The sequence below is a fragment of the Parasutterella secunda genome (genome assembly GCF_016901835.1).
Classification (GTDB): domain Bacteria; phylum Pseudomonadota; class Gammaproteobacteria; order Burkholderiales; family Burkholderiaceae_F; genus Aphodousia; species Aphodousia faecavium.
Map to the genome: position 1 here is coordinate 14806 of NZ_JACJKX010000006.1, position 20927 is coordinate 35732.

A 20927-nucleotide genomic window follows, 5' to 3' on the forward strand; every position below is an offset into this window, starting at 1 on the left:
GGTTATTTAACGTGTTGATTCTTTGCAACTTCGATAAAGAATTCTACCAATCGTAAGTTTTCCGGACGACCTTGATAAATTCGTTCCGGATGCCACTGCACCGCAACAAGAAAATCTTCACCCTCGCCCTGTACGGCTTCAACAATTTGGTCTGAGGAACTTCGGGCGATGACTTTTAAAGAGGGTGCTACACGATCAATGGCCTGATGGTGGAAACTGTTCACCGTCAGAACTTTCCCGTCATACGCCTTGGATAAATAGGATTCACCCAAAATATCCACCTCGTGCATGGAAGGGGTTCCCGGGGTCACATAGCGATGTTCAGTTTTGCTGCCAACCCGATAGGCAATATCCTCAAGAAGCGTTCCGCCCATGGCAACGTTGATTAACTGCAGTCCTCGACAAATACCGAAGATCGGTCGATGCACTGATCTCGCCGCATCAAACAGCTCAAATTCCAACGCGTCGCGCGCCACCGCAGGTTTTTGACAATATTGGGGATATTGACTGTCAAAATAACTCGGAGCGATATCCTGTCCGCCGGTAAATAAAAAGCCGTCACAACGGTCAACCGCTTCTTGTACGGCCTCGGGAGCTGCATTCAGGGGAAGTACCACGGGCATGCCGCCCGCATCCCAAATAAGCTCCATGTAGTTTTGCCACATCCAGCCGCAAGACTTCACATCATCCCAAAGAGAAGTCACTCCGATCAATGGTCTCATGTTTATCTATCCATAAAGACGCAACTTCCCCCGGATCCGAAAATCCGAAGGAAGTTCAGTCAACGATAACCTATCCGGTTGTCAGTCAATCAGATTATGCCTTCTTAGGCAACAAGGCTTCTTCGTCTTCCACGCCGACCAAGCTCAAAGCAGCCAATGTAATTAACTGCGGACCGAGGTGCGTGTCGATCATTTCGAAGAATTCCTTCACATTATGAGCGTTTTCGGCATGGCCGCCGGAGCACAGGCATGTTGACGGAATGTCATGGCTCATCGGAGCGTTGGCATCGGTCGAAGAGCGGACATACTGCGTCAACTCAATACCCAATACTTTCTGAGCGCTGCGGGCGACTTGAAGCACCGGGCAGTCATGCGGACGGGTACCGGCGGGACGATCACCGATTGCGGTCTTCGTTACCTTCAAGAGACGTTCCGGATCCGTAATGGTCCAAGAAGCATTTTCTTCGGCAACGGCCTCATCAAACTTCGAAAGAATTTCAGCTTCCAAAGCCAAGAGGCACTTGTTGTCGAAGCTGCGCATATCGATTTCCACTTCGCAGTGAGCGGCGATGGAGTTCACCGTTGTGCCGCCTTTGATGGTACCGACCGTCCAAGTGGTCTTGGGATCCGCGGCAGGACGCAAGTCGGCAAATTTTTGAATGGCACGGGCCATTGCGTGAATCGCACTCGGAGTCTTACCGTATTCGGCAAAGCTGTGACCGCCCAAACCATCGATGCTGATGCGCCAACGGTGAGAACCGGTAGCACCGTAGAGAACACGACCGACATCGGTCGAATCCACGGCGATAAAGCCGTCGATCTTATTGTTATTGCACAGGTGCTTGGATCCGCGAATGTCGCCATTGCCTTCTTCGCCTACTGTTCCCACAAACCAGATATCACCCTTGGTTTTGATATCGGCCTCTTCCAAGCCTCTGAGAACTTGCAAAATAGCGCGTAAACCGGAGCAATTGTCACCGATACCGGGAGCGGAATAGCGAATGCCGTCCTTTTTCACCTTTACGTCCGTGTCAATCGAGAACACGGAGTCCATGTGAGCACCAAGGACCAAAATCGGACCGCCTTCGACCGTGCCCTTGCGCACGCCGATGACGTTACCGATTTCATCCATTTTCACATCGGTGAGGCCGTAGGCCTTCATACGTTCCATCACAGAGCGTGCACGCTTTTCTTCCATGAAAGTCGGAGCCGGAATTTCACACAATTCGACCTGTTCATCCATTGCGCGTTGTACGTCTCGCTTGGCAATTTCCAAAGCTTTCTGTACCTTTTCCAACTTGGCAACTTTCTGAACCTGAGCTAATACAGATTCACTCAAAGCGGGAAGTTCCTTAGCCATAAATTTCTCCTAAATAGACGAAAAACACCCATCTTCCCCTCCTCCTGGAGGAGATGACAAAATAAACCCATCCAAGGCCCTATGATGCCTTGCGGTTACCTGATATTTTAAGGACTTACGTGTGTTAAGGAGATCGGAATTTTGTCAATTAATCAGAAGAGCGTTCGGTTTCTGAGTGACCGAGTCGCAAAATCACCTCGCGGGCGATCTTTTCACAATCCTCAATGTGTTGCCTTCCCAAATAACGCAAAGCCGTATAGCCTAACGCTGCCGCACTAAGCTGTCCGACCACCGGTACCCAACGGGCTGCTTGCTTGCCTCCCAACTTAATACCGACGGTTTTTAGCACGGAAATCGCAACCTGAGCGGTAATCACTTTGCCTGCCAAAACAGTCCCCGCCCAACTGATCGCCTGATAGGCAATGATTCGTTTTTGGCTGGGCAATCGCTCGATTTGTTCAGGGGTTAAACCGAACTCCCGATTGATATGGTCAATCATTTTGATCATGACGGAGACGTCAACCAACATATCAACTCCGGGAATCGGTACAAAAGTTGCCCCCGCACTCATCAGTGCCTGACGATCCACGTGGCGTTTAGCACGCCAAACGGCGGCCTGGATCTTATCTTCATCGGTCGGAATAACCGGTAGTGGTACATTCATAAGGCAAATTTAATCGTTACGCTATACACTTACGCTTTTGTTTGGATTTTAGGGGAAGTTTTTCCCTTTTTCTTTTCATGCACTTACTGGCTCTGGGTTTAAATCACACGACCGCTCCGCTTGCTATCCGTGAGCGTGTGGCATTCGGTCCTGAAGACACTGCCGAAACCATCGGCAGGGTTTTGTCGCGCCTGTCCGGTGAAGAATCCGGCTGTATTACCGAAGCGTTGATTCTTTCAACATGTAACCGCACTGAAATTTACTGTGCGGCAGAAGATGCCGATTTAGCCATCGGCGCCCTGGAAGCTTTTTTAGCTGAAGAGAAAAATCTTTCCCTCTCAGAGCTCACCCCCCACACCTATGCACTCACAGACCTTGAAGTTGTCGAGCACGCATTCTGTGTTGCCAGCGGCTTGGATTCCATGGTTTTGGGGGAAACTCAAATTGTGGGTCAGATGAAAAAGGCAGAAAAAACCGCAAGAAAAGCCAATAGTCTGGGCTTAATGCTTAACGCCCTTTTTCAAAAAACCTTTACGGTGGCCAAAGAAGTTCGAACTGCAACCGAAATCGGCGCTCATACCGTTTCGATGTCTGCTGCTGCCGTTCGCCTCGCCAACCGCCTGTTTGGTGAGCTCCATGACTTAAATGTGCTCTTTGTGGGTGCCGGAGAAATGATTGAGCTGTGTGCCGCACACTTTAACGGTCAGGCACCACACTCCATGACTATTGCCAACCGATCGCTCGATCGAGGAGAAGCACTGGCTGCCCGTTATGACGCCAAGTCCATGAAGCTGGCTGATCTGCCGCAACATATCGCAGAATTTGACATCATCGTCTCCTGCACGGCCAGTGCCCTCCCAATTATCGGGTTAGGCATGATTGAACGCGCTATTCGTGAGCGCCATCACAAACCGATATTCATTGTCGACCTGGCTGTTCCTCGAGATGTGGAAGAAGAAGTCTCTCGACTCGATGACGTGTACGTTTACACGGTCGACGACTTGGGTAAAGTCGTACAAAGCGGCAAAGCGGAACGAATGGCCGCTGTGGAAGAGAGCCGACGCATTATTGCTCAGCGAGTTAAAGATTTTTCCGATTGGTTGCAATGGCGTGACAGCGTTCCGACCATCGAAAAAATGATTGAACGTGCAAGTGAATTATCAATCTCTTGTATTCAACGTGCACGGCACAGTATTAAAAGCGGTGATGATATTGATGAAGCCTTAAATCGTATGGCTCATGACATCACTCGAAAACTCATCCATGACAATTTAGCCTTACTGAAAGATACCGAGCATCTGTCCACAACAGAGCGGCAGCATCTTGAAACGTGCTTCAGACGTTTTTATCTTGAGCGCAAGCGTTAGCGTCGTTCGTACACTTTGCCTCTTTTTGTCGTACTGCCTTAATATTGGGCAAAACTTTTTATTTGAATTGAATTCTTTTTAGGAGACTCCCTGTGAAAGAGTCGATGCGCAGCAAACTCAAACAAATTGCCAGACGCCTGGAAGAAATCGATGCCATGCTGGCTTCCCCGGACGTCACCAACGACATGAACCGTTTTCGTGATCTTTCCCGTGAACGGGCTGAAATCGAACCCGTCGTCATGAAGCTCAAAGAATACGAATCCACGGAGTCCGATATCGAAACCGCCCGTGAAATGCTCGATGATCCGGAGTCTGCCGATTTTGCTCAGGAAGAAATCGATAACGGCAAGAAACATCTTGAGGTTTTGGAAAAAGATCTGCAGATCATGTTGTTGCCGCGCGATCCCAATGACAGCAAGAACATCTATCTGGAAATTCGTGCCGGAACCGGTGGTGATGAATCCGCCCTTTTTGCCGGCGATCTTTTGCGTATGTACACGCGCTATGCCGAACGTCAGGGCTGGAACACCGAGATTGTCTCGGCCTCTGAAAGCGATCTCGGCGGCTACAAAGAAGTCATCGTTCGTGTCATCGGAGATGGTGCTTATTCAAAACTGAAATTTGAAAGCGGCGGCCACCGTGTGCAACGCGTTCCGGAAACAGAAAGTCAGGGACGTGTTCACACTTCTGCCTGTACCGTAGCCGTTTTGCCCGAATTGGATGAAATCGGTGAAGTGCAGATCAATCCGGCCGATTTAAGAATTGACGTTTATCGTGCTTCGGGAGCCGGCGGCCAGCACGTCCAAAAAACCAACTCAGCCGTGCGCATCACGCACATCCCGACGGGGACCGTGGTGGAGTGTCAGGACGAGCGCAGTCAACACGAAAACAAAGCACGCGCCATGAGTGTGCTCATTTCGCGCATCACCGCCAATGAAATTGCTAAACAACAAGCGCAGGAAGCAAGCACTCGCAAAAGTTTGGTGGGCTCGGGTGACCGTAGCGAACGAATCCGTACCTATAACTACCCGCAAGGCCGTGTAACGGATCACCGCATCAATCTGACGCTCTACAAGTTGGACTTCATCATGGACGGAGACCTCGATGAAATCATCACGGCGTTGACTACCGAGCACCAAATCGAACAATTAGCTAGCCTCGGTGAATAATGCATGACCACGATTAAGCAGGCACTTCAGCAGGCCTCAAACGATATCGATCGATTTGAGGCTAAGCTTTTGCTGGCTCATTGTCTGGGGGTCAATCGAACCTATCTCATCACTCATGATCGCGACGAGTTGCCGCCTTCGGTCTTACAACAGTACGACCGTTGTGTGACGCAAAGAGTCGCAGGCATGCCTGTTCCATATATTTGTGGCACTCAAGAATTTTACGGGCGCCCCTTTAAGGTTACGCCCGATGTTTTAATCCCTCGGCCCGATACTGAAACGTTGGTTGATTTTGTTCTTCAGGCAACGTCCGATAAGCGCCCACACTCGCTATTGGATCTGGGCACCGGATCGGGTTGCATTGCCATCACTTTAGCGCTTGAAAATCCTCTTTTATCCGTCAGTGCCACTGACCTCAGCGCCCGGGCACTTACCGTTGCCCGCGAAAATGCCCGAACGCTTCATGCCAACGTGCAGTTTTATGAAGGCAACTGGTTCGATGCACTTCTGTCAGAATCTCATTTCGATGTGATTGTCAGCAATCCCCCTTACATTCACAAAGAAGATCAACACCTGAAAAATTTAAAGTATGAACCGATCGGCGCCTTAACCGATGGTTCAGATGGTTTAAGCCACATTGCAACAATCATTAAAAACGCTCCCCGACATTTAAACCGACACGGACTTTTAGCCTTTGAACACGGCTGGGACCAGGCCATGGCCGTTCAAGATTTATTTGCTCAAACCCAACTCTGGCAAGACATCTCCACGATCAAAGATTTAGCAGGCAATGACCGTGTCACCGTTGCCCGTTTAGCCTAACGTTGAGCTTTTTGTCATCAAATCGTCATCTTTTTATCGCAATCCTGACACATTCCCTCCTCAAAATATCCAACCAAGATAGCTGTCCTTAATTTTTCCGGCACTGTTGTTAGGCCGGATTTTTATCAATTACTTGTGTGGAGTATTTCATGACATTGCTTCGTCAAACCGTTCTTGCCTCCGTGATGATTTCCTGCGGTCTTCTGTCTCAAGCCGCTCTGGCAAGTGCCGAACACATGGTGGTTGCTGTTCAGCAATTGCCTCCCACTGTCGAACCCCAAGGCATCAACAACAACGCCATTGACCGTGTGATGCCCTCTATTTACGAAACATTGATTTATGCGGATACGCACACCGGCGAAATGAAGCCCGGTTTGGCCGAATCCTGGAAACGCATTTCTCCTGAAACGGTTGAATTCAAGTTGCGCAAGGGTGTGAAATTCCATGACGGTACGGACTTCACGGCCGATGACGTAGTCTTTAGCTTCGGCCCTGTACGCTTCTCCGGAGAAAAGGCTCCGGGTCGTCCTGCTGCCTGGGAGTTCTTAGGTGGTGTCAAGGAAGTGAAAAAAGTCGATGACTACACCGTCCGCATCACCATGAAGAGCGCCGATCCGTTGATCGAACGCCGCTTCTCTGCCCGTATGTCTGAAATTATTTCCGAAGACGGTTTCAAGAAGGCCGGCTCTTGGGAAAACTGGGTTAAGCATCCGATCGGTACCGGTCCCTATCAGATTGTCTCTTTCAAGACGGGTAACCGCTTAGACCTCGTGCGTTTTGACGGCTACTGGAACAAGAAAGCTCCGGCTGCCAAATTAAGCTTTGTTGAAGTTCCGGAATTGTCTGCCCGTGTTGCCGGTCTGCGTTCCGGTGAATTCGATCTCATCACCGAAGTACCGCCCGATCAAATCAAACCCTTGTCTTCTGACGGTAAGGTCGACGTGGTCGGTGGTCCGATCGATAACATTTACGGTTTAGTGTTTGACTCTCGCTCCTCCAAGGTCATGCAAAGCAAGGAAATCCGTCAAGCAATCCTGCACGCCATCGACCGTGAATTGTTGGTCAACGCTTTGTTTGCCGGTAAGACCACGACTGCCGACAGTTTCCAGTCGAAGACTTTCGGCGATCTTTACATTCCTGAGTTAAACAAGAAACTCTATGACCCGGAAAAGGCCAAGGCTTTGATTAAGGCCTCGGGCTACAAGGGCGAACCCATTGTCTGGCGTATTCAAGCCGGTTACTACACGCTTGAAATGACGGTGTCTCAAGCCATTGCCTCCATGCTCAAGGCTGTCGGTCTGAACGTTGAAATTCAAGTGAAGGAAAACTGGACACAGGTCGAAGCCGCCGGTGTCGATCGCATGATCAACAACGCCAGCTTCTCGGCCTACTTCCCGGATCCCGCCTCTCAATTGTGGCGCCGTATGAAGCCGGGCACATCTTGGGACACGATGGGCTTCATCTCCACAACGAGCGAAGAGTACAAAGTCTTTGCTGAAAACGGCAAGATTTTGGAAACGTCTATCGATCCGGCCCAACGTAAGGCTGCTTGGATGAAGATGCTTGAAGCGTTTGCCAACGATCCTCAAGCTTGCCCGCTTTACGCTTTGCCGATGATTTACGGCAAACAAAAGAACGTTCAGTGGACGCCCGGTACGGAAGGCCGCTTGTACTTAAACGCCGACAACCTGTCGTTTAAGTAATTTTCCTTTAACTTCCCCGCTCCTTATCCTTCGAGATACAGGGGCGGGTTTCGCATTTCAACATTCACATGCAAAACGATCCTCTGATCAGTATCCGAGACCTTCATGTTTCATTCGGTCCTGTGGAAGTCCTCCACGGCATTGACCTCGATATCGAACAAGGTGTTATCCATGCCCTGATCGGCGAGTCCGGTTCCGGTAAAAGTGTGCTGGCTCGCTCCATTTTGGGTTTGGCGGGCAATAACTGCCGTATCAACGGCAGCATCAAATTTCAAGGTCAAGAACTGCTGACGCTTTCTGCGCAGGAATACAGAAAATTGCGCGGTGCCGAAATCGCCATGGTTGTTCAAGACGCCATGAGCGCTTTAAATCCTATGCGCACGATCGGTTACCAATTGATGGAAACCATTGCCTGCCGTCACCCGAATTTCCGTGATCAAAATACGGCTAAGGTACTTGCCACCTGCAAGCACGATCTGCATGATATTGCCCTTGAGCTTTTAAAGACGGTCGGCATCACCGCTCCGGAAAAGCGCATGACGTCTTACGCTCACCAACTCTCGGGCGGTATGCGTCAGCGCATTATGATTGCTCTGGCATTGGTCGGCTCTCCGAAATTACTTTTGGCCGATGAACCGACCACCGCTCTTGACGTTGTTGTGCAAAGAGAGCTGCTTCAGGAGTTGCGCGAAACCATTCGCAAACTCAACATGTCAATGCTCTTGGTCACTCACGACTTACATTTAGCTCATGACATCGCCGATAAAGTGTCGGTTATGTATGCGGGCTACCTCCTCGAAGAAGGACCGGTTGCCAAAGTGTTGCCCAACCCTTCTCATCCCTACACAGAAGGACTTTTGGATGCGATGCCTGACATGACAAGCGTTAAGGGCACGCTTAAACCGATTCCCGGTGAAATTCCGCCTCCCGACAAGCTCGGTAACGGCTGCCCATTTGCCAGCCGCTGTGAAAAGGTTTGTGACGCATGTCGACAAACACTTTCTCCGCTTACCGATGTTGACAGCATCGTTCATTGGCGCTCACGTTGTACTAAAGCTCACGAGGCCAATGTGACGGAACAACAAGCAGGACTCGATCACGTCTCCGACATGATGAAGTCGCTTGTCAACATGGAGCAAACCGATTTCCCGACCTTGGTCGATGCGCACATTCAACGCCACTGCTACTACACGCGTCAAGGCATTTTAGGGCGTAAAAAACCGTGGGACGTTTTGCAAGATATTGAAGTTCAAATCGAACACGGTGAAATTTTAGGATTGGTGGGCGAATCCGGCTGCGGTAAATCTACGCTTGCCAGACTTTTACTCGGTCATCAAAAACCGACTCAAGGGGTGGTGCTTTTCCAAAATCAACCGATTCCCGAGCCCCGCAGCAAGCTCTGGCGTGCACAACGAGCGGCCATGCAAATGATCTATCAGGATCCTTACGGTTGCTTTGATGCCCGCATGCCGATTATCGAGCAAGTGGCCGAACCGTTGATGGTTCACAAAAACATGACCAAAGAGGCGGCACTCAAAAGAGCGGCAGCCGTTTTAAAGGCTGTCGGTATGCCCGAACATCACATGAGTCGCTTACCTGTTGTGATGTCCGGCGGCCAATTGCAACGCGCCGCCATTGCCCGCGCCGTGGCTCTTGAACCGGCTCTTTTGGTGTGCGACGAACCGGTGGCTTCACTTGACGTCTCCATTCAGGCCCAGGTACTCGAGCTTTTATACAAGCTCAGAAACGCCAGCCATATGTCCATGCTTTTTGTTTCGCATAACCTCAATGTCGTGCGTTACATCTGTGACCGAGTAGTGGTCATGTATTTGGGCCGAATCGTCGAAATGGGCGATGTTGATGAAATCTTCAAACGACCCAAACATCCCTACACCAAACTGTTAATGGCCAGCACTCCCGGGGCTGATGCAAGCGTCATTCGGTTCTATCCGAAGGGCTCCATGCCAAGTCCTATTGATCGACCCAAAGGCTGTGTGTTTGCCAATCGCTGCCCAGTGGCAAGTGCCCGTTGCCACGAGCAAGTTCCGACACTGACCAAACTTTCCGATAACCATGCCTGTGCGTGTTTTGAACAGAAAGCTTTCGAAGCATTGCAGGCCACCGAAGGAGAAGCGTAATGGTTGCGCTTGTTCTGCGTATTGTTTTTCGTTCGCTCGTGACGCTGTTCTTGCTCACGGCCTGCGTCTTTTTTGCTTTGCACTTAACGGGCGACCCTGCCCGTATCATGTTGGGGGACGGAGCCGACGCTACGGCTCTGGCCGCCTTCCGTGCTCAATGGGGGTTGGATAAACCTCTGTGGGAACAGTTTCTCGTGTATCTGCAAAAGTTCATCACTTTGGATATGGGTAGAAGCTACCTCACCGGATTGCCTGTTAAAGAGGTATTTTTGAATGCTTTCTGGCCTACGCTTGATCTGATGATTCCGACTGCGATTGTGACACTCTTATTCGGTATCCCGGCCGGTGTCCTAGCAGCCCTTCATCGCAATACCAATCTGGATAAAGGCTTGATGTTCATCTCTGTTTTCGGATATGCCGTACCGAACTTCTTCATGGGCGTTTTGCTTCTTTTGATCTTCTCGATTTGGCTCGGTTGGCTTCCCTCTTACGGTAATACAACGGGTTGGCACTACATCATGCCGATTATCACCATGGCAACCTCGGAAGCAGCTATCTTCTCGCGCTACGCTCGAAGCGCGATGATTGAAGCCATGCGATTGCCGTGCGTGAAGGCAGCCCAAATGAGAGGTCTGCCCAGACGCCGCATCATTTGGCTGCATGCCCTGCCCAACGCCATGCTCTCTATTTTGACGATTATGGGCTTTTTCCTGGGTACGTTGGTTGCCGGTGCGGTGATCACGGAAAACGTATTCTCCTGGCCCGGCGTGGGTAAGCTCCTCGTTCAGTCCGTCGCCAACCGTGACATTCCGGTCGTACAACTGATTGTGCTAGCTACCGGTGCTTCACTCATTCTTGCCAACCTTGCGATGGACCTGTTGGCACTCATTGTTAATCCTCGCCTGCGCAAGAGCAACAATTAACGGAGTACGAGACAAATGGCTCAATTTATCAATGTACAAAAGAAAGGCTCGGACATCCTGGTGTACTGTAGTGCTGGCCTGCTTCTGATTTTCTTCCTGTGCGGTATTTTTGCCCCATGGATTGCCCCTTATGATCTCGAGCAGATGGACTTGGCCTCGCGCCTGGCGATGCCCTTTTCCAGTTTTGCTCACATTTTAGGAACCGATGAACTTGGACGAGATGTATTTTCACGCCTGGTTTATTCCTTAAGACTATCGTTTCTGTTAGCCATCGCCGGTACCGTTTTAGGGGCCATCATCGGAACGAGCTTGGGCTTTTTAGCTGCCCGTTTCGGCGGTCTGGTCGATGATACTCTCAATGCCGCAGTGGACTTCACCGCTTCACTTCCGTTTATCATTCTGGCCCTGACGATTTTGGCCTTTTTGGGTACGAACGTCACAGTGATTGTGGTCATCATGGCTGTCTACGGTTGGGATCGTTACGCTCGATTAACGAGAAACCTTGCCCGTTCGGCCTACACCGAAGGTTATGCCAATGCGCTTGAAGGCTTGGGCATTCCGACTTGGCGCATCGCAATCAAGCATATTCTGCCCAACATCGCTTCCGCTCTGGTTGTTAACATGACGTTGAATTTTCCGGGCATGATCCTGTTGGAAACCTCGCTGTCTTTCCTTGGTGTCGGCGTTCAACCCCCCATGAGCTCATTGGGTACCATGCTTGGTTTCGGACGTGACTACCTGACGACGGCCTGGTGGATTGCTGTGATTCCCGGTGTGGTCATTGTTTTAGCTACCCTATCCATGTCCATTTTAGGCGACTTTGTACAACAAAAATTAGAACCTCAAGGCAGATAAAAATATGGCTGAGAATAAAACCCGCTTCATTATTGTCGGATTTGATGGCTTGCGTCCGGATTGCATCCGAGACGATATGCCAACTTTGAGTGCTTTCATTGATGAATCTCATCGATGGAATCACTACTTGGCAACGTTCCCGACGGAAACGTATGTCAATCATCCGACAATTTTTTCCGGTTTTCGTCCCAATCGGCACGGCGTGATCGCTAATGCCTACTTTAACCGCAAAGTTCAATCCAAAGATGCGGTTTTCATGGGTAACAGCGTACCGAGCATTGAAACGCACGATGCCGTCAGTAACGTCATCGAAATCCCGACCTTAGGTGATCGCCTGGGAGCGGCCGGTAAGACTTTACGTGTTCTGTGCGCGAATTCCGAAGGCAGTACCCGCTTGCAACACATTCATGCCGATCATTATGAAGGGCATTTGAATTGTTGTGTACACAATATCAGCGCCACGCTTCCGCTCTGTGAACGTGAATCGTTACAAAAACGTTGGGGTAACGGAGTGGCTTTGAAGTTCCCCGATTATGACGGTACACAGTTACTCACGGATATTTTCTTTGAGTACGAATTGCCGCGCGGCTTGGGCGACGTCACCATCCTGTGGATCGGTGAGCCGGATCATTCCAGTCACGAATTCGGAATCTTGGATGAACGTACTTGTCAAGCCCGCCGTCACGCCGATCAAGCTTTTGAGAGAATTCTTAATTGGTGGAAGGCCGAAGGGAAAGACAACAATGTTCAATTGGCTGTCATCTCCGACCACGGACATGGGGTTGTGGCTTCGCACTATGATCTCAAAGAAAAACTGATTTCGAACGGTTGGAAGGTCTTCTCTCGCACCGATCTGCAAGCCGGGAAACCTGTGAGCGACTGTGATCTCGTTATCGTCGGTGATTACACTTTGGGACTGTGGCTGACAACAGCCAACGAAAAAAACCTCATTCGTCTACGCGATGAATTAATGGCAATCGACGAAGTGGGAATGCTTTTCTCCCAACCGAAACCCCAGGCAACTGCCGATGAAGTCGAAGGTAAAGTGCCGGGAACCTTCTCTGAGTCACTCATTTTCTCCGATCACGAACGCGGACCCGATATCCGTGTGACGATGAGAAACAATCCTCAGACGGGCAAACTGATTATGGGACCGTCACTTGAGATCGGAACCGGCAATCATGGCGGACTGCTGCCGCAGGAAATCAACAGTGTCTTAGCAATGCAAGGGAGCTGTTTTAAAGCCTCGACATTGGTTCATGAAGAGCCTGCCGGTCATGATGATTTTGCGCTCACGGTCATGACTTTAATGGGATTAATGAATACCGATCAAGCCTTAGAACCGATTCCTCAAGCTCGGATGCTCTCAGAGGCCATCGAAGAGACGGAAATACAACCCGCTCGGGAAGAAGTGCTTTGTCTGAAGGAAGGAAATTTCGAACAATATATTCATCGGGTTCACTTTGCCAACCGCATCTACGTCACCGAAGGCGCACGTGCCGGGGACTGTACAATCACTGCATTAAATCAATCGGAGTAACAAAACATGGATATTGTTATTCAAGGAAAAGAAGCACAAACCCTTGCTCAAAAACTCACGCTCAAAAACATCTGGGTTAAACCCGACGCTATTCGTGTCAATGGCGTTGATGACGTTATTTCGCAGCAATTAATCGAAGAAGCCACCAAGTTAGGGTTAGATGTCAACTGTTTACCTGACGGACTCAGCATCAAAGATTTTGGCATTGTCACCCTCGACATGGATAGCACTTTAATCGAGCTTGAATGCATTGATGACATTGCCTGGCAGTACGGAGTCGGCGAAGAAGTCGCTCGTATGACTGAAATCGCCATGCAAGGTCATATGCCTTTTGCGGAATACCTCCGCGAGCGCGTGGCCTTGTTTAAGGACGCTCCGGCTCACTTTGTTGACGTCACAGCTTCGCACGCCAAACTGATGCCCGGCGCTCGCGAATTTATTGATTTTGCGAAAAAACATGAACTCAAAACTTATATTCTCTCGGGCGGCTTTGACACCATTGCCAAACATGTCTGTGAAATGCTGGGTATGAGCGGTTACCTCTGCAACCGTCTCATTATTGAAGACGGCAAGCTTACCGGTGAAGTCACCGGCCCCGGTGGAGGCGAAATTCTCGATGCCGCAGGTAAGCGCCGTGCACTTGATATGCTTTGCATGCTTCACGGTATTCTCCATGATCAGGCCATCGCCGGCGGTGACGGAGCCAATGACCTGGAAATGATCAAGGCGGCGGGTGTCGGCTTTGCCTACCACGGCAAACCTATTGTCGCAGCCAGCGCTCCTTACCGCGTCAATCACGGAGGACTGGATGTTGTGATGAATTTCTTTGTTGAAGCTTGGGACGAAGCGAAAAAAGACTAACCATTAACTTCCCGCATACCCGTCACGAAAAGGACTTTCGAAATTTAAGAAAGTCCTTTTCTTTTGATTGCCATCAAAATTTATTTTTGTCGACCGAGTGTGCTTTATTTCGACAATTCAACCAGGCGCCTCATAACCCACTGTTTTATTGAATCTTTTTTCTTATCTAATTATTTCATCTTATTGTTACCTGCTCTCATTTTGTGCAGACCGCTCTATCCGCTTCTGCTTAGGTTTACTTAAAAATATTTAGAGAAAATTGCCTAACTGTCTCGTCTCAAATTTATGGTTTTTCAAAACTATCTCAATGAAAAATAAGACATTTTCTTATTGTCGGCTTTTTGTCGCCATCGTTCGGCTAAATTTTGAAAATTATCTCGATTTTTCAGTGCATTAGCGACTTGTTCACAACGCTTCGGATCCATAAACTGGCGAGAAATCAACGCTTATTTTTCGGAGAACCAAATGAAAAAATTGCTCTTGAGTGTGCTTTTGGGATCGGCGATCGCTGCAAGTTCTGCCGCCTCTGCCGCGACCATCCTGGTCGGTACTGATGCGGGACTTGCCCCTTTTGAATTCAAAGATCCCAAAACGAATGAAATTGTCGGTTTTGATATTGATCTCATCACAGCCATTGCCAAAGCCGTGGGAGATGAAGCCAAAATCCAGAATATGCAATTTGCCGGTTTAATCCCTGCACTGCAAAGCAATATGGTCGATGTCGGAGCCGCTGCCATAACCATTACCCCTGAGCGTCAAAAGCAAGTCCTTTTTACCGATCCTTACTACGATGTGGGTCTTGTGATGGTCATTCAAAAGAAAAACGAAGATAAATTCAAGACGCTCAAAGACATGGAAGGCAAACGCATTTGTGCTCAGATCGGTTCAACCGGTTCTATTTTGGCCTCCACAGTCAAGGGTGCCACGGTTGCCAATTTTGACCAAATCGGTGAAGCCTTCATGGAACTGAAAATGAATGGTTGCGATTCCGTCATGGTCGACAAGACGGTCACACTTTACTACTTGACCAAGCATAACGATAAAGATATTTTAATGGTCCCTCATGTCTATAACCCGAAACAAAACGGTTTTGCTGTAGCCAAAAACAACAAGGCTTTATTGGACAAACTCAATAAGGGACTAAAGATTATTAAGGAAAACGGCGAGTACGACAAAATTTACGAAAAGTGGCTCGGTAAGAAACCTGACGCCCAACAAAAGTAACTTTAATTCAATAAGCCTCAAACTCCCCTCTTTTGAGGCTTATTTTCACTAATATCAAACAATTTTCATGAAAAGCATTGAACGAATCAACGAACTCACTACAGAATTTACGGCCATTCGCAGAGACTTCCATCGTCACCCGGAATTAAGTCATCATGAATGGAAAACGGCTGAAAAAATTGCCGATTTTTTAAAGCTCTGGGGTTATGAGGTTCACTGCGGAATCGGCGGAGCCGGAGTTGTCGGCATTATCCGAAACGGAACTTCAAACAAATGTATCTCCATTCGGGCTGATATGGACGCCTTGCCTGTTACAGAAGCAAACCTCTTTGCCCATGCATCGACCACTCCGGGAGTGATGCATGCCTGCGGTCATGACGGGCACATGGCGATGGCTCTCTTGACTGCCCGATATCTGGCAGAAACAAAAAGGTTCGACGGTAAAGTTCAATTTGTTTTCCAACCCAGTGAAGAACAAGACGGTGGAGCCTCTGACATGGTCAATGATGGACTTTTTGAGCGTTTCCCAACCGACTGTATCATTGCCTGCCACAATTGGCCGGATATCCCTGAAGGAAAAATCGGCATAAATTACCAAACGATTATGGCCAGCTGCAATGCTTTCAAAATCACGGTTAAAGGCCGAGGTTCTCATGGGGCGATGCCCAACGAATCCATTGATCCGGTCTTTGTTGCCGTGCAAATCGTCAACTGTCTTCAGGCAATCATCACTCGTCAAAAAAATCCTCTTGATGCGGCAGTCCTGTCCATTTGCAAGCTTTGCGCCGGAAAAACCTACAATGTGATTCCCGATAGTGCCGAAATAGAAGGAACGGTCAGAACATTTTCAGAAGCAGTAACCACCCTCATAGCCGAAAACATGGAAAAAATCGCTCATCAAGTGGCTTTAGCATTCGGTGCACAATGTGAGGTTCATTTTGTCCGACAGGTCCCTCCCGTGAGCAATCGTTCGGAAATTGTCAGTGCAATAGAAAACGCTGCGATTGAACTTTTCGGTTCAACCTCTGTTGTTTCTCAGGCTCCTGTCATGCCATCTGAAGATTTCGGTGTTTATTTGAAACATCGACCGGGCGCTCTGTTTTTCATCGGCAATGGAGAAGGATCCCACAGAGTCGCCGGGCACGGTGAGGGCCCCTGTTCACTGCACAACCCCTCTTACGATTTCAATGATGCCATCTTGCCGATCGGCGCCGGTTTATTTGTCACGGTAGTAGAAAATTACCTGTCAAACACTAAAAATTAAGCATTTGGAAATGCCGAGCTTCGATTAAAATCAAAAGAAAAACCATGGAGGCAAAAATGAAATTGGTTTGTCCGCCGTTTAAAGGTGAAAATAAAGGTCATTACAGTGCTGGTGTCATTTCCAAAGGAATGCTCTACGTCTCGGGGCAGCTTTCAATCGATCCCGATACTCGTCAGGTCTGCCAGGGAGACATCAAGGCCCATACTCGTTTAGCGCTCGACAACGTTGACCGTGTTTTAAAAGAAGCGGGAGTCAGACGGGACCAGGTTGTGTTTTGCCGCGTCTATACCCCGAGTGTCGAATATTGGAGACCGATTAATGAGGTGTATGCCGAGTTTTTTGGCTCGCACAAACCCGGTCGAGTCGTCGTTTCCACAACCGATTTGCATTTCGGTTGTCTTGTTGAAATTGAAGCGATCGCAGAAGTCGACGAGTCTTAACTGATTGAGCAAAAAGACAAATTACCAACCGGGCCTTGCCCGGTTTTTTATTATCATTTTTATTTCATAGTTGTTATAAAAATGAAAAAAAATGACACTTATATGACATATCAGTTCTCTAAGAAATCCTCTCATCTCTTTGATTTTTAACAATTATTAGAACCTCTTTTTTCATTTCCATGTTTCGATTTGTCATTAAATCTTCACCGAAACAGAGAAATTAATTCACATAGCTTTTCAATAATTTCCCCCATTCTCGATAGGAGTTCTGTTTTCATGCTTGAATTGCGTCATATTTCCAAAAGTTTCGGTGATCGACAAGTTCTGTCTGATATTTCTCTGAGCATTAATAAAGGGGAAATCGTTTCCATCCTCGGCCCGTCCGGCTGTGGGAAAACAACGCTTTTAAATTTGATTCTCGGCCTCACTGAACTCACTGAAGGTCAATTGGTTTTGGATGGTGAAGATCTCAGTCATGTTTCGATGAAAGACCGCGGTTTTAACATCGTATTCCAGGATTTCGCGCTTTTCCCCAACCTCAATGCCCGTGAAAATATTCTCTACGGTTTGCGCAACAATCCCAATGCTTCGACCCCTCAAGAAGTTGAAGATCTGATTGATTTGTTGGGTTTGAGAAAACACTTGGATCAACGCATCGATGAACTCTCCGGCGGTCAGAAGCAACGCGTGGCCATTGCCCGTACTTTGGTTTTAAAACCCCGTTTATTGCTGCTTGACGAACCGCTTTCTGCTTTGGACGGCATTATCAAAGAGTCCATTAAAGAACGTATTCGTACGGTTGCCCGTCAGTACCAACTGACCACGTTGATTGTGACGCATGACCCGGAAGAAGCGTTGACGCTTTCCGATCGCGTACTCATTATCAATGAAGGTAAGATTGCTCAATTTGCTGAACCGCAAACAATCATCAGCAATCCGGCCAATGATTTCATCCGTCAGTTCATTCTGTCCCAGTTAAATATTAAGCGCTCGAATATTCTGAAGCTTTTCAGTGAGAGTCTGCCCCAAACCACGCCCGCTTCAAGCCGAATTGCCAAACCGCAACCCTTCCAGGAATTCGGCCACGCTGTCGCATAAGTAGGAGTCGGTCATGCTTTCTGCATTATTCGGTAAAGGGCAAAAAGAACTGAAGATTCTTTATGTTTTGATTACCCTGACGCTTGCCGCTATCTTGCTTTATCCCTTGGGTTGTGTTCTTTTCCAATCCATTCTGACGCGTGACGGATCGTTAGGTTTTGCCAACTATTTTTCTCTGCTGTCTCAAGGGACATTCTGGACTGCACTCGGCAATAGTTTCACCGTCTCGGGCATCTCTGCTGCCATTGCAACGGTTATGGCCTTTTTCTGTGCCTACGGGTTGCACTTTTCCCGCATTCGTCCGGGGCTGAAAAAGATCATTCAGATCATCGTTCTGCTGCCGCTCTTTTTACCCTCGATTACTTACGGTTTTGCAGTCATTTACTCGTTCGGCCGTTTGGGTCTGGTGAGTCAATTAATCGCTCCGCCGCCCTTTTCCATTTATGGATTCTGGGGCCTGTTGATTGCAGACGTAATCTATACGTTACCGCCCGCTTTCCTGATTCTTTACAACGCCTTTTTCTACGTTGATCGCAACTTCATCACCGTCTCGAAGTTGATGGGAGACAGTCCTTCCCAGACCTTCTACATCACGGCTGTTCGCCCGGTGGTCGGATCACTCATGTCGGCATTTATTCTGAGCTTTTTCCTCTCGTTTACCGACTTCGGTATCCCGGTCTCCATTGCCGGCGAATATGAAGTGATTGCTACGCAGCTCTACACCACGATGATGGGTGCCATTCCAAATTTCGGAGAAGGCGCAGTCATTGCCATGGCAATGTTGGTCCCCTCTGTTGCCTCTGTCCTGATGCTTCGTTGGGTGGATCGCTTCAACTTCCGCTACAACAAAATTTCTAAAGCTGAAGTGGCCGTTAATCCTCTCAGAGATGCCTTGTATCTCGTGTATTACCTGCTCATTTCGCTTGCGCTGTTGTCGGTGTTCCTGGTGATGTTTGTCGTACCGTTTGTCAAACAATGGCCCTATCAACCGTTCTTCACGCTCGATGTGATCACTCGTATCATCGGTGACAGCTCCATCTGGCAAGTGTACGAACACTCTGTTGCCGTGGCTTTGGTTTCGGCCGCCGTCGGCACGATCTTCTGCTATGCCGCCGCATTAGTGAAGGCTCGCTCGACCTTACCCGCCTGGTGTCAAACGACAATGGATTCGTTTGCCATGATCACCAATACTGTCCCGGGTATGGTACTTGGTATCGGTTTCCTCTTTGCTATGAGCGGAACGCCTCTGGCCAATACCTTCACAATTCTGGTACTGGCTAACCTCGTGCACTTCTTTACTACGCCATACATGATGGCAACGTCGGCCTTATCGAAGATGAACGCCGGTTGGGAAACCACGGGTGCCTTGATGGGCGACACTTGGATTAAAACTGTTTCTCGAGTGATCGTGCCCAATTCTCTGCCGACGCTTTTGCAGATGTTCCAATACTTCTTTGTGAGCGCCATGGTCACCATCAGTGCGGTTGTGTTCTTGACCGGTGCAAGAACCATGTTGTTGACAACCAAGATCAAAGAACTTCAATACTTCGAAAAATTTGAAGAAATCTTCGTTCTGTCCCTCTTGGTTTTCCTGACTAATGTCGCCGCCAAGCTGATTTTCGATGCTTTGAGCCACTACGCTCAAAACAACAACGGTCAAGGTTTACTGACCAAATTAAATAATTTTTTGCAATCTTTTACGGCCCGAAAAGCGAGCCAATCTATCTGATATCAAGGAGTTAATCGTATGAAACGCATCTCTGCCCTGTCTATTTCCGTTTTGACCGCTGCCGTGTTGGGTCTGAGTGCCTGCAGCGACGACAGCGCCACGCAAAACCAAAAGACTGCCGCAGCCAGTGAGCCCGCCAAGCAAGTTGTGATTTACACCAACGCTGACGAAGAAGCCCAACAAGCCATGAAAAACGCGCTCGACAACAATGGTTTCAAGGGCGCATACCTGATGCAATCTTTCGGTACTTCCGAGTTGGGTGGCAAGATCGCTGCTGAAGGTAAGAACATCGAAGCTGACCTCGTCACGATCAGCACCTACTATTTGGACAGCTTCCAAAAGAAGAACAAGATGTTCCAGGACCTGACGTTCAAGACCGAACCGATTAATCCGACTCCGTCTTACTACGCTCCGATTTTGGGTAACACCGGCGCTTTGTTTGTGAACACTGAAGTCCTCAAGACCTCCGGTCTTGCCGCTCCGAAGGCAATCGCTGATTTGGCCAAACCGGAATACGCTGGCCACATCTCTGTGCCTGACATCACGGGTTCTTCTACTTCCTGGTTGATGACTCAAGCCGTTCTTTCTGCCGAAGGCGAAGAACAAGGTGCCAAGACCATTGCTGCTATTGAAAAGAACGCCGGTGCTCACTTGGAAAAATCCGGTTCTGCTCCTCTGAAGAAGTTGCGTGCCGGTGAAGTGGCTGTCGGTTTCGGTCTGCGTCACCAAGCCGTGGCTGACAAGGCCAAGGGATTGCCGATTGACTACATCGACCCGGTCGAAGGTAACTTCCAATTGCAAGAAGCCGTGGCTGTTGTCGATAAGGGTGACAAGACCAACCCCAATGCTCAAAAGATGGCTCAAACCATCATTACTCATGGCCGTGCCGAACTGTTGAAGTTCTACCCGGTCGCTTTGTACAAGGGTGAAACCGTTTCTGCAGAAAACAAACCTGCTAATCCTCAACTCTACAAGGAACCGTTGACGGTTGAATTGCTTGAAGCCCATCAAAAATTGGTTAAGGGCCAAAACAAGTAATTTCTAGTTA

The 20927-nt window shown here is 48.8% G+C and carries 18 protein-coding genes; 15 read left to right on the forward strand and 3 right to left on the reverse strand.

Annotated elements, in window-relative coordinates; all coding sequences use genetic code 11:
- Window positions 1-2: 2 nt before the first annotated feature.
- From H5985_RS04245 to H5985_RS04255, 3 genes are all read right to left on the reverse strand, one after another.
- On the reverse strand, window positions 3-722 hold the full coding sequence (locus tag H5985_RS04245) for a gamma-glutamyl-gamma-aminobutyrate hydrolase family protein (protein ID WP_205050075.1): 720 nt from the start codon (window positions 720-722) through the stop codon (window positions 3-5).
- A gap of 94 nt (window positions 723-816) precedes the next feature.
- Window positions 817-2082 carry a M20/M25/M40 family metallo-hydrolase gene (locus H5985_RS04250; RefSeq protein ID WP_205050076.1) on the reverse strand — a complete coding sequence of 422 codons (1266 nt, stop codon included), beginning with the start codon at window positions 2080-2082 and terminating at the stop codon, window positions 817-819.
- 148 nt (window positions 2083-2230) lie between these two features.
- A complete protein-coding gene (locus H5985_RS04255; RefSeq protein ID WP_205050077.1) occupies window positions 2231-2746 on the reverse strand; it encodes a hypothetical protein in 516 nt (171 codons plus the stop codon).
- A 77-nt stretch (window positions 2747-2823) separates the two neighbouring features.
- Between H5985_RS04255 and hemA the strand changes: the two genes are divergently transcribed.
- From hemA to H5985_RS04330, 15 genes are all read left to right on the forward strand, one after another.
- Window positions 2824-4113: a glutamyl-tRNA reductase gene (gene hemA, locus H5985_RS04260; protein ID WP_205050078.1), complete on the forward strand. Its 1290-nt coding sequence runs from the start codon at window positions 2824-2826 to the stop codon at window positions 4111-4113.
- Window positions 4114-4205: 92 nt separating this feature from the next.
- The gene (gene prfA, locus H5985_RS04265) at window positions 4206-5282 is read left to right on the forward strand and encodes a peptide chain release factor 1 (protein WP_205050079.1); all 1077 of its coding nucleotides are present in this window, start codon (window positions 4206-4208) and stop codon (window positions 5280-5282) included.
- Between the two features lie 3 nt (window positions 5283-5285).
- Window positions 5286-6104 carry a peptide chain release factor N(5)-glutamine methyltransferase gene (gene prmC / locus H5985_RS04270; protein WP_205050080.1) on the forward strand — a complete coding sequence of 273 codons (819 nt, stop codon included), beginning with the start codon at window positions 5286-5288 and terminating at the stop codon, window positions 6102-6104.
- A 149-nt stretch (window positions 6105-6253) separates the two neighbouring features.
- Window positions 6254-7807 (forward strand): ABC transporter substrate-binding protein, encoded by a 1554-nt coding sequence (locus H5985_RS04275; protein ID WP_205050081.1) that lies wholly within the window; start codon window positions 6254-6256, stop codon window positions 7805-7807.
- A gap of 68 nt (window positions 7808-7875) precedes the next feature.
- Window positions 7876-9945, forward strand: a complete 2070-nt coding sequence (locus tag H5985_RS04280; protein WP_205050082.1) for a dipeptide ABC transporter ATP-binding protein — start codon at window positions 7876-7878, stop codon at window positions 9943-9945.
- Window positions 9945-10868, forward strand: a complete 924-nt coding sequence (locus H5985_RS04285; protein ID WP_205050083.1) for an ABC transporter permease — start codon at window positions 9945-9947, stop codon at window positions 10866-10868. The genes H5985_RS04280 and H5985_RS04285 overlap by 1 nt, the downstream gene beginning before the upstream one ends.
- Window positions 10869-10883: 15 nt before the next feature.
- Window positions 10884-11723: an ABC transporter permease gene (locus tag H5985_RS04290; RefSeq protein ID WP_205050084.1), complete on the forward strand. Its 840-nt coding sequence runs from the start codon at window positions 10884-10886 to the stop codon at window positions 11721-11723.
- A 4-nt stretch (window positions 11724-11727) separates the two neighbouring features.
- Window positions 11728-13263, forward strand: a complete 1536-nt coding sequence (locus tag H5985_RS04295) for an alkaline phosphatase family protein (protein ID WP_205050085.1) — start codon at window positions 11728-11730, stop codon at window positions 13261-13263.
- A gap of 6 nt (window positions 13264-13269) precedes the next feature.
- Window positions 13270-14124, forward strand: coding sequence for a phosphoserine phosphatase SerB (gene serB / locus H5985_RS04300; protein ID WP_205050086.1), 855 nt, complete (start codon window positions 13270-13272; stop codon window positions 14122-14124).
- Window positions 14125-14589: 465 nt separating this feature from the next.
- On the forward strand, window positions 14590-15348 hold the full coding sequence (locus tag H5985_RS04305; RefSeq protein WP_205050087.1) for a basic amino acid ABC transporter substrate-binding protein: 759 nt from the start codon (window positions 14590-14592) through the stop codon (window positions 15346-15348).
- Between the two features lie 67 nt (window positions 15349-15415).
- Window positions 15416-16612, forward strand: a complete 1197-nt coding sequence (locus H5985_RS04310) for a M20 metallopeptidase family protein (RefSeq protein ID WP_205050088.1) — start codon at window positions 15416-15418, stop codon at window positions 16610-16612.
- Window positions 16613-16668: 56 nt separating this feature from the next.
- A complete protein-coding gene (locus H5985_RS04315) occupies window positions 16669-17052 on the forward strand; it encodes a RidA family protein (RefSeq protein ID WP_205050089.1) in 384 nt (127 codons plus the stop codon).
- Between the two features lie 276 nt (window positions 17053-17328).
- The gene (locus H5985_RS04320) at window positions 17329-18150 is read left to right on the forward strand and encodes an ABC transporter ATP-binding protein (RefSeq protein ID WP_205050090.1); all 822 of its coding nucleotides are present in this window, start codon (window positions 17329-17331) and stop codon (window positions 18148-18150) included.
- Between the two features lie 13 nt (window positions 18151-18163).
- Window positions 18164-19879 (forward strand): ABC transporter permease subunit, encoded by a 1716-nt coding sequence (locus H5985_RS04325; RefSeq protein WP_205050091.1) that lies wholly within the window; start codon window positions 18164-18166, stop codon window positions 19877-19879.
- An 18-nt stretch (window positions 19880-19897) separates the two neighbouring features.
- Window positions 19898-20917, forward strand: a complete 1020-nt coding sequence (locus tag H5985_RS04330; RefSeq protein WP_205050092.1) for an extracellular solute-binding protein — start codon at window positions 19898-19900, stop codon at window positions 20915-20917.
- Window positions 20918-20927 lie beyond the last annotated feature (10 nt).

Coding starts and splice junctions, on each gene's coding strand:
- H5985_RS04310 (WP_205050088.1), top strand. CDS start 15,416: ATGAAAAGCATTGAACGAATCAACGAACTCACTACAGAATTTACGGCC.
- H5985_RS04275 (WP_205050081.1), top strand. CDS start 6,254: ATGACATTGCTTCGTCAAACCGTTCTTGCCTCCGTGATGATTTCCTGC.
- H5985_RS04320 (WP_205050090.1), top strand. CDS start 17,329: ATGCTTGAATTGCGTCATATTTCCAAAAGTTTCGGTGATCGACAAGTT.
- H5985_RS04290 (WP_205050084.1), top strand. CDS start 10,884: ATGGCTCAATTTATCAATGTACAAAAGAAAGGCTCGGACATCCTGGTG.
- prmC (WP_205050080.1), top strand. CDS start 5,286: ATGACCACGATTAAGCAGGCACTTCAGCAGGCCTCAAACGATATCGAT.
- H5985_RS04305 (WP_205050087.1), top strand. CDS start 14,590: ATGAAAAAATTGCTCTTGAGTGTGCTTTTGGGATCGGCGATCGCTGCA.
- H5985_RS04245 (WP_205050075.1), bottom strand. CDS start 722: ATGAGACCATTGATCGGAGTGACTTCTCTTTGGGATGATGTGAAGTCT.
- H5985_RS04330 (WP_205050092.1), top strand. CDS start 19,898: ATGAAACGCATCTCTGCCCTGTCTATTTCCGTTTTGACCGCTGCCGTG.
- H5985_RS04250 (WP_205050076.1), bottom strand. CDS start 2,082: ATGGCTAAGGAACTTCCCGCTTTGAGTGAATCTGTATTAGCTCAGGTT.
- H5985_RS04315 (WP_205050089.1), top strand. CDS start 16,669: ATGAAATTGGTTTGTCCGCCGTTTAAAGGTGAAAATAAAGGTCATTAC.
- H5985_RS04280 (WP_205050082.1), top strand. CDS start 7,876: ATGCAAAACGATCCTCTGATCAGTATCCGAGACCTTCATGTTTCATTC.
- H5985_RS04285 (WP_205050083.1), top strand. CDS start 9,945: ATGGTTGCGCTTGTTCTGCGTATTGTTTTTCGTTCGCTCGTGACGCTG.
- H5985_RS04325 (WP_205050091.1), top strand. CDS start 18,164: ATGCTTTCTGCATTATTCGGTAAAGGGCAAAAAGAACTGAAGATTCTT.
- H5985_RS04295 (WP_205050085.1), top strand. CDS start 11,728: ATGGCTGAGAATAAAACCCGCTTCATTATTGTCGGATTTGATGGCTTG.
- H5985_RS04255 (WP_205050077.1), bottom strand. CDS start 2,746: ATGAATGTACCACTACCGGTTATTCCGACCGATGAAGATAAGATCCAG.
- hemA (WP_205050078.1), top strand. CDS start 2,824: ATGCACTTACTGGCTCTGGGTTTAAATCACACGACCGCTCCGCTTGCT.
- serB (WP_205050086.1), top strand. CDS start 13,270: ATGGATATTGTTATTCAAGGAAAAGAAGCACAAACCCTTGCTCAAAAA.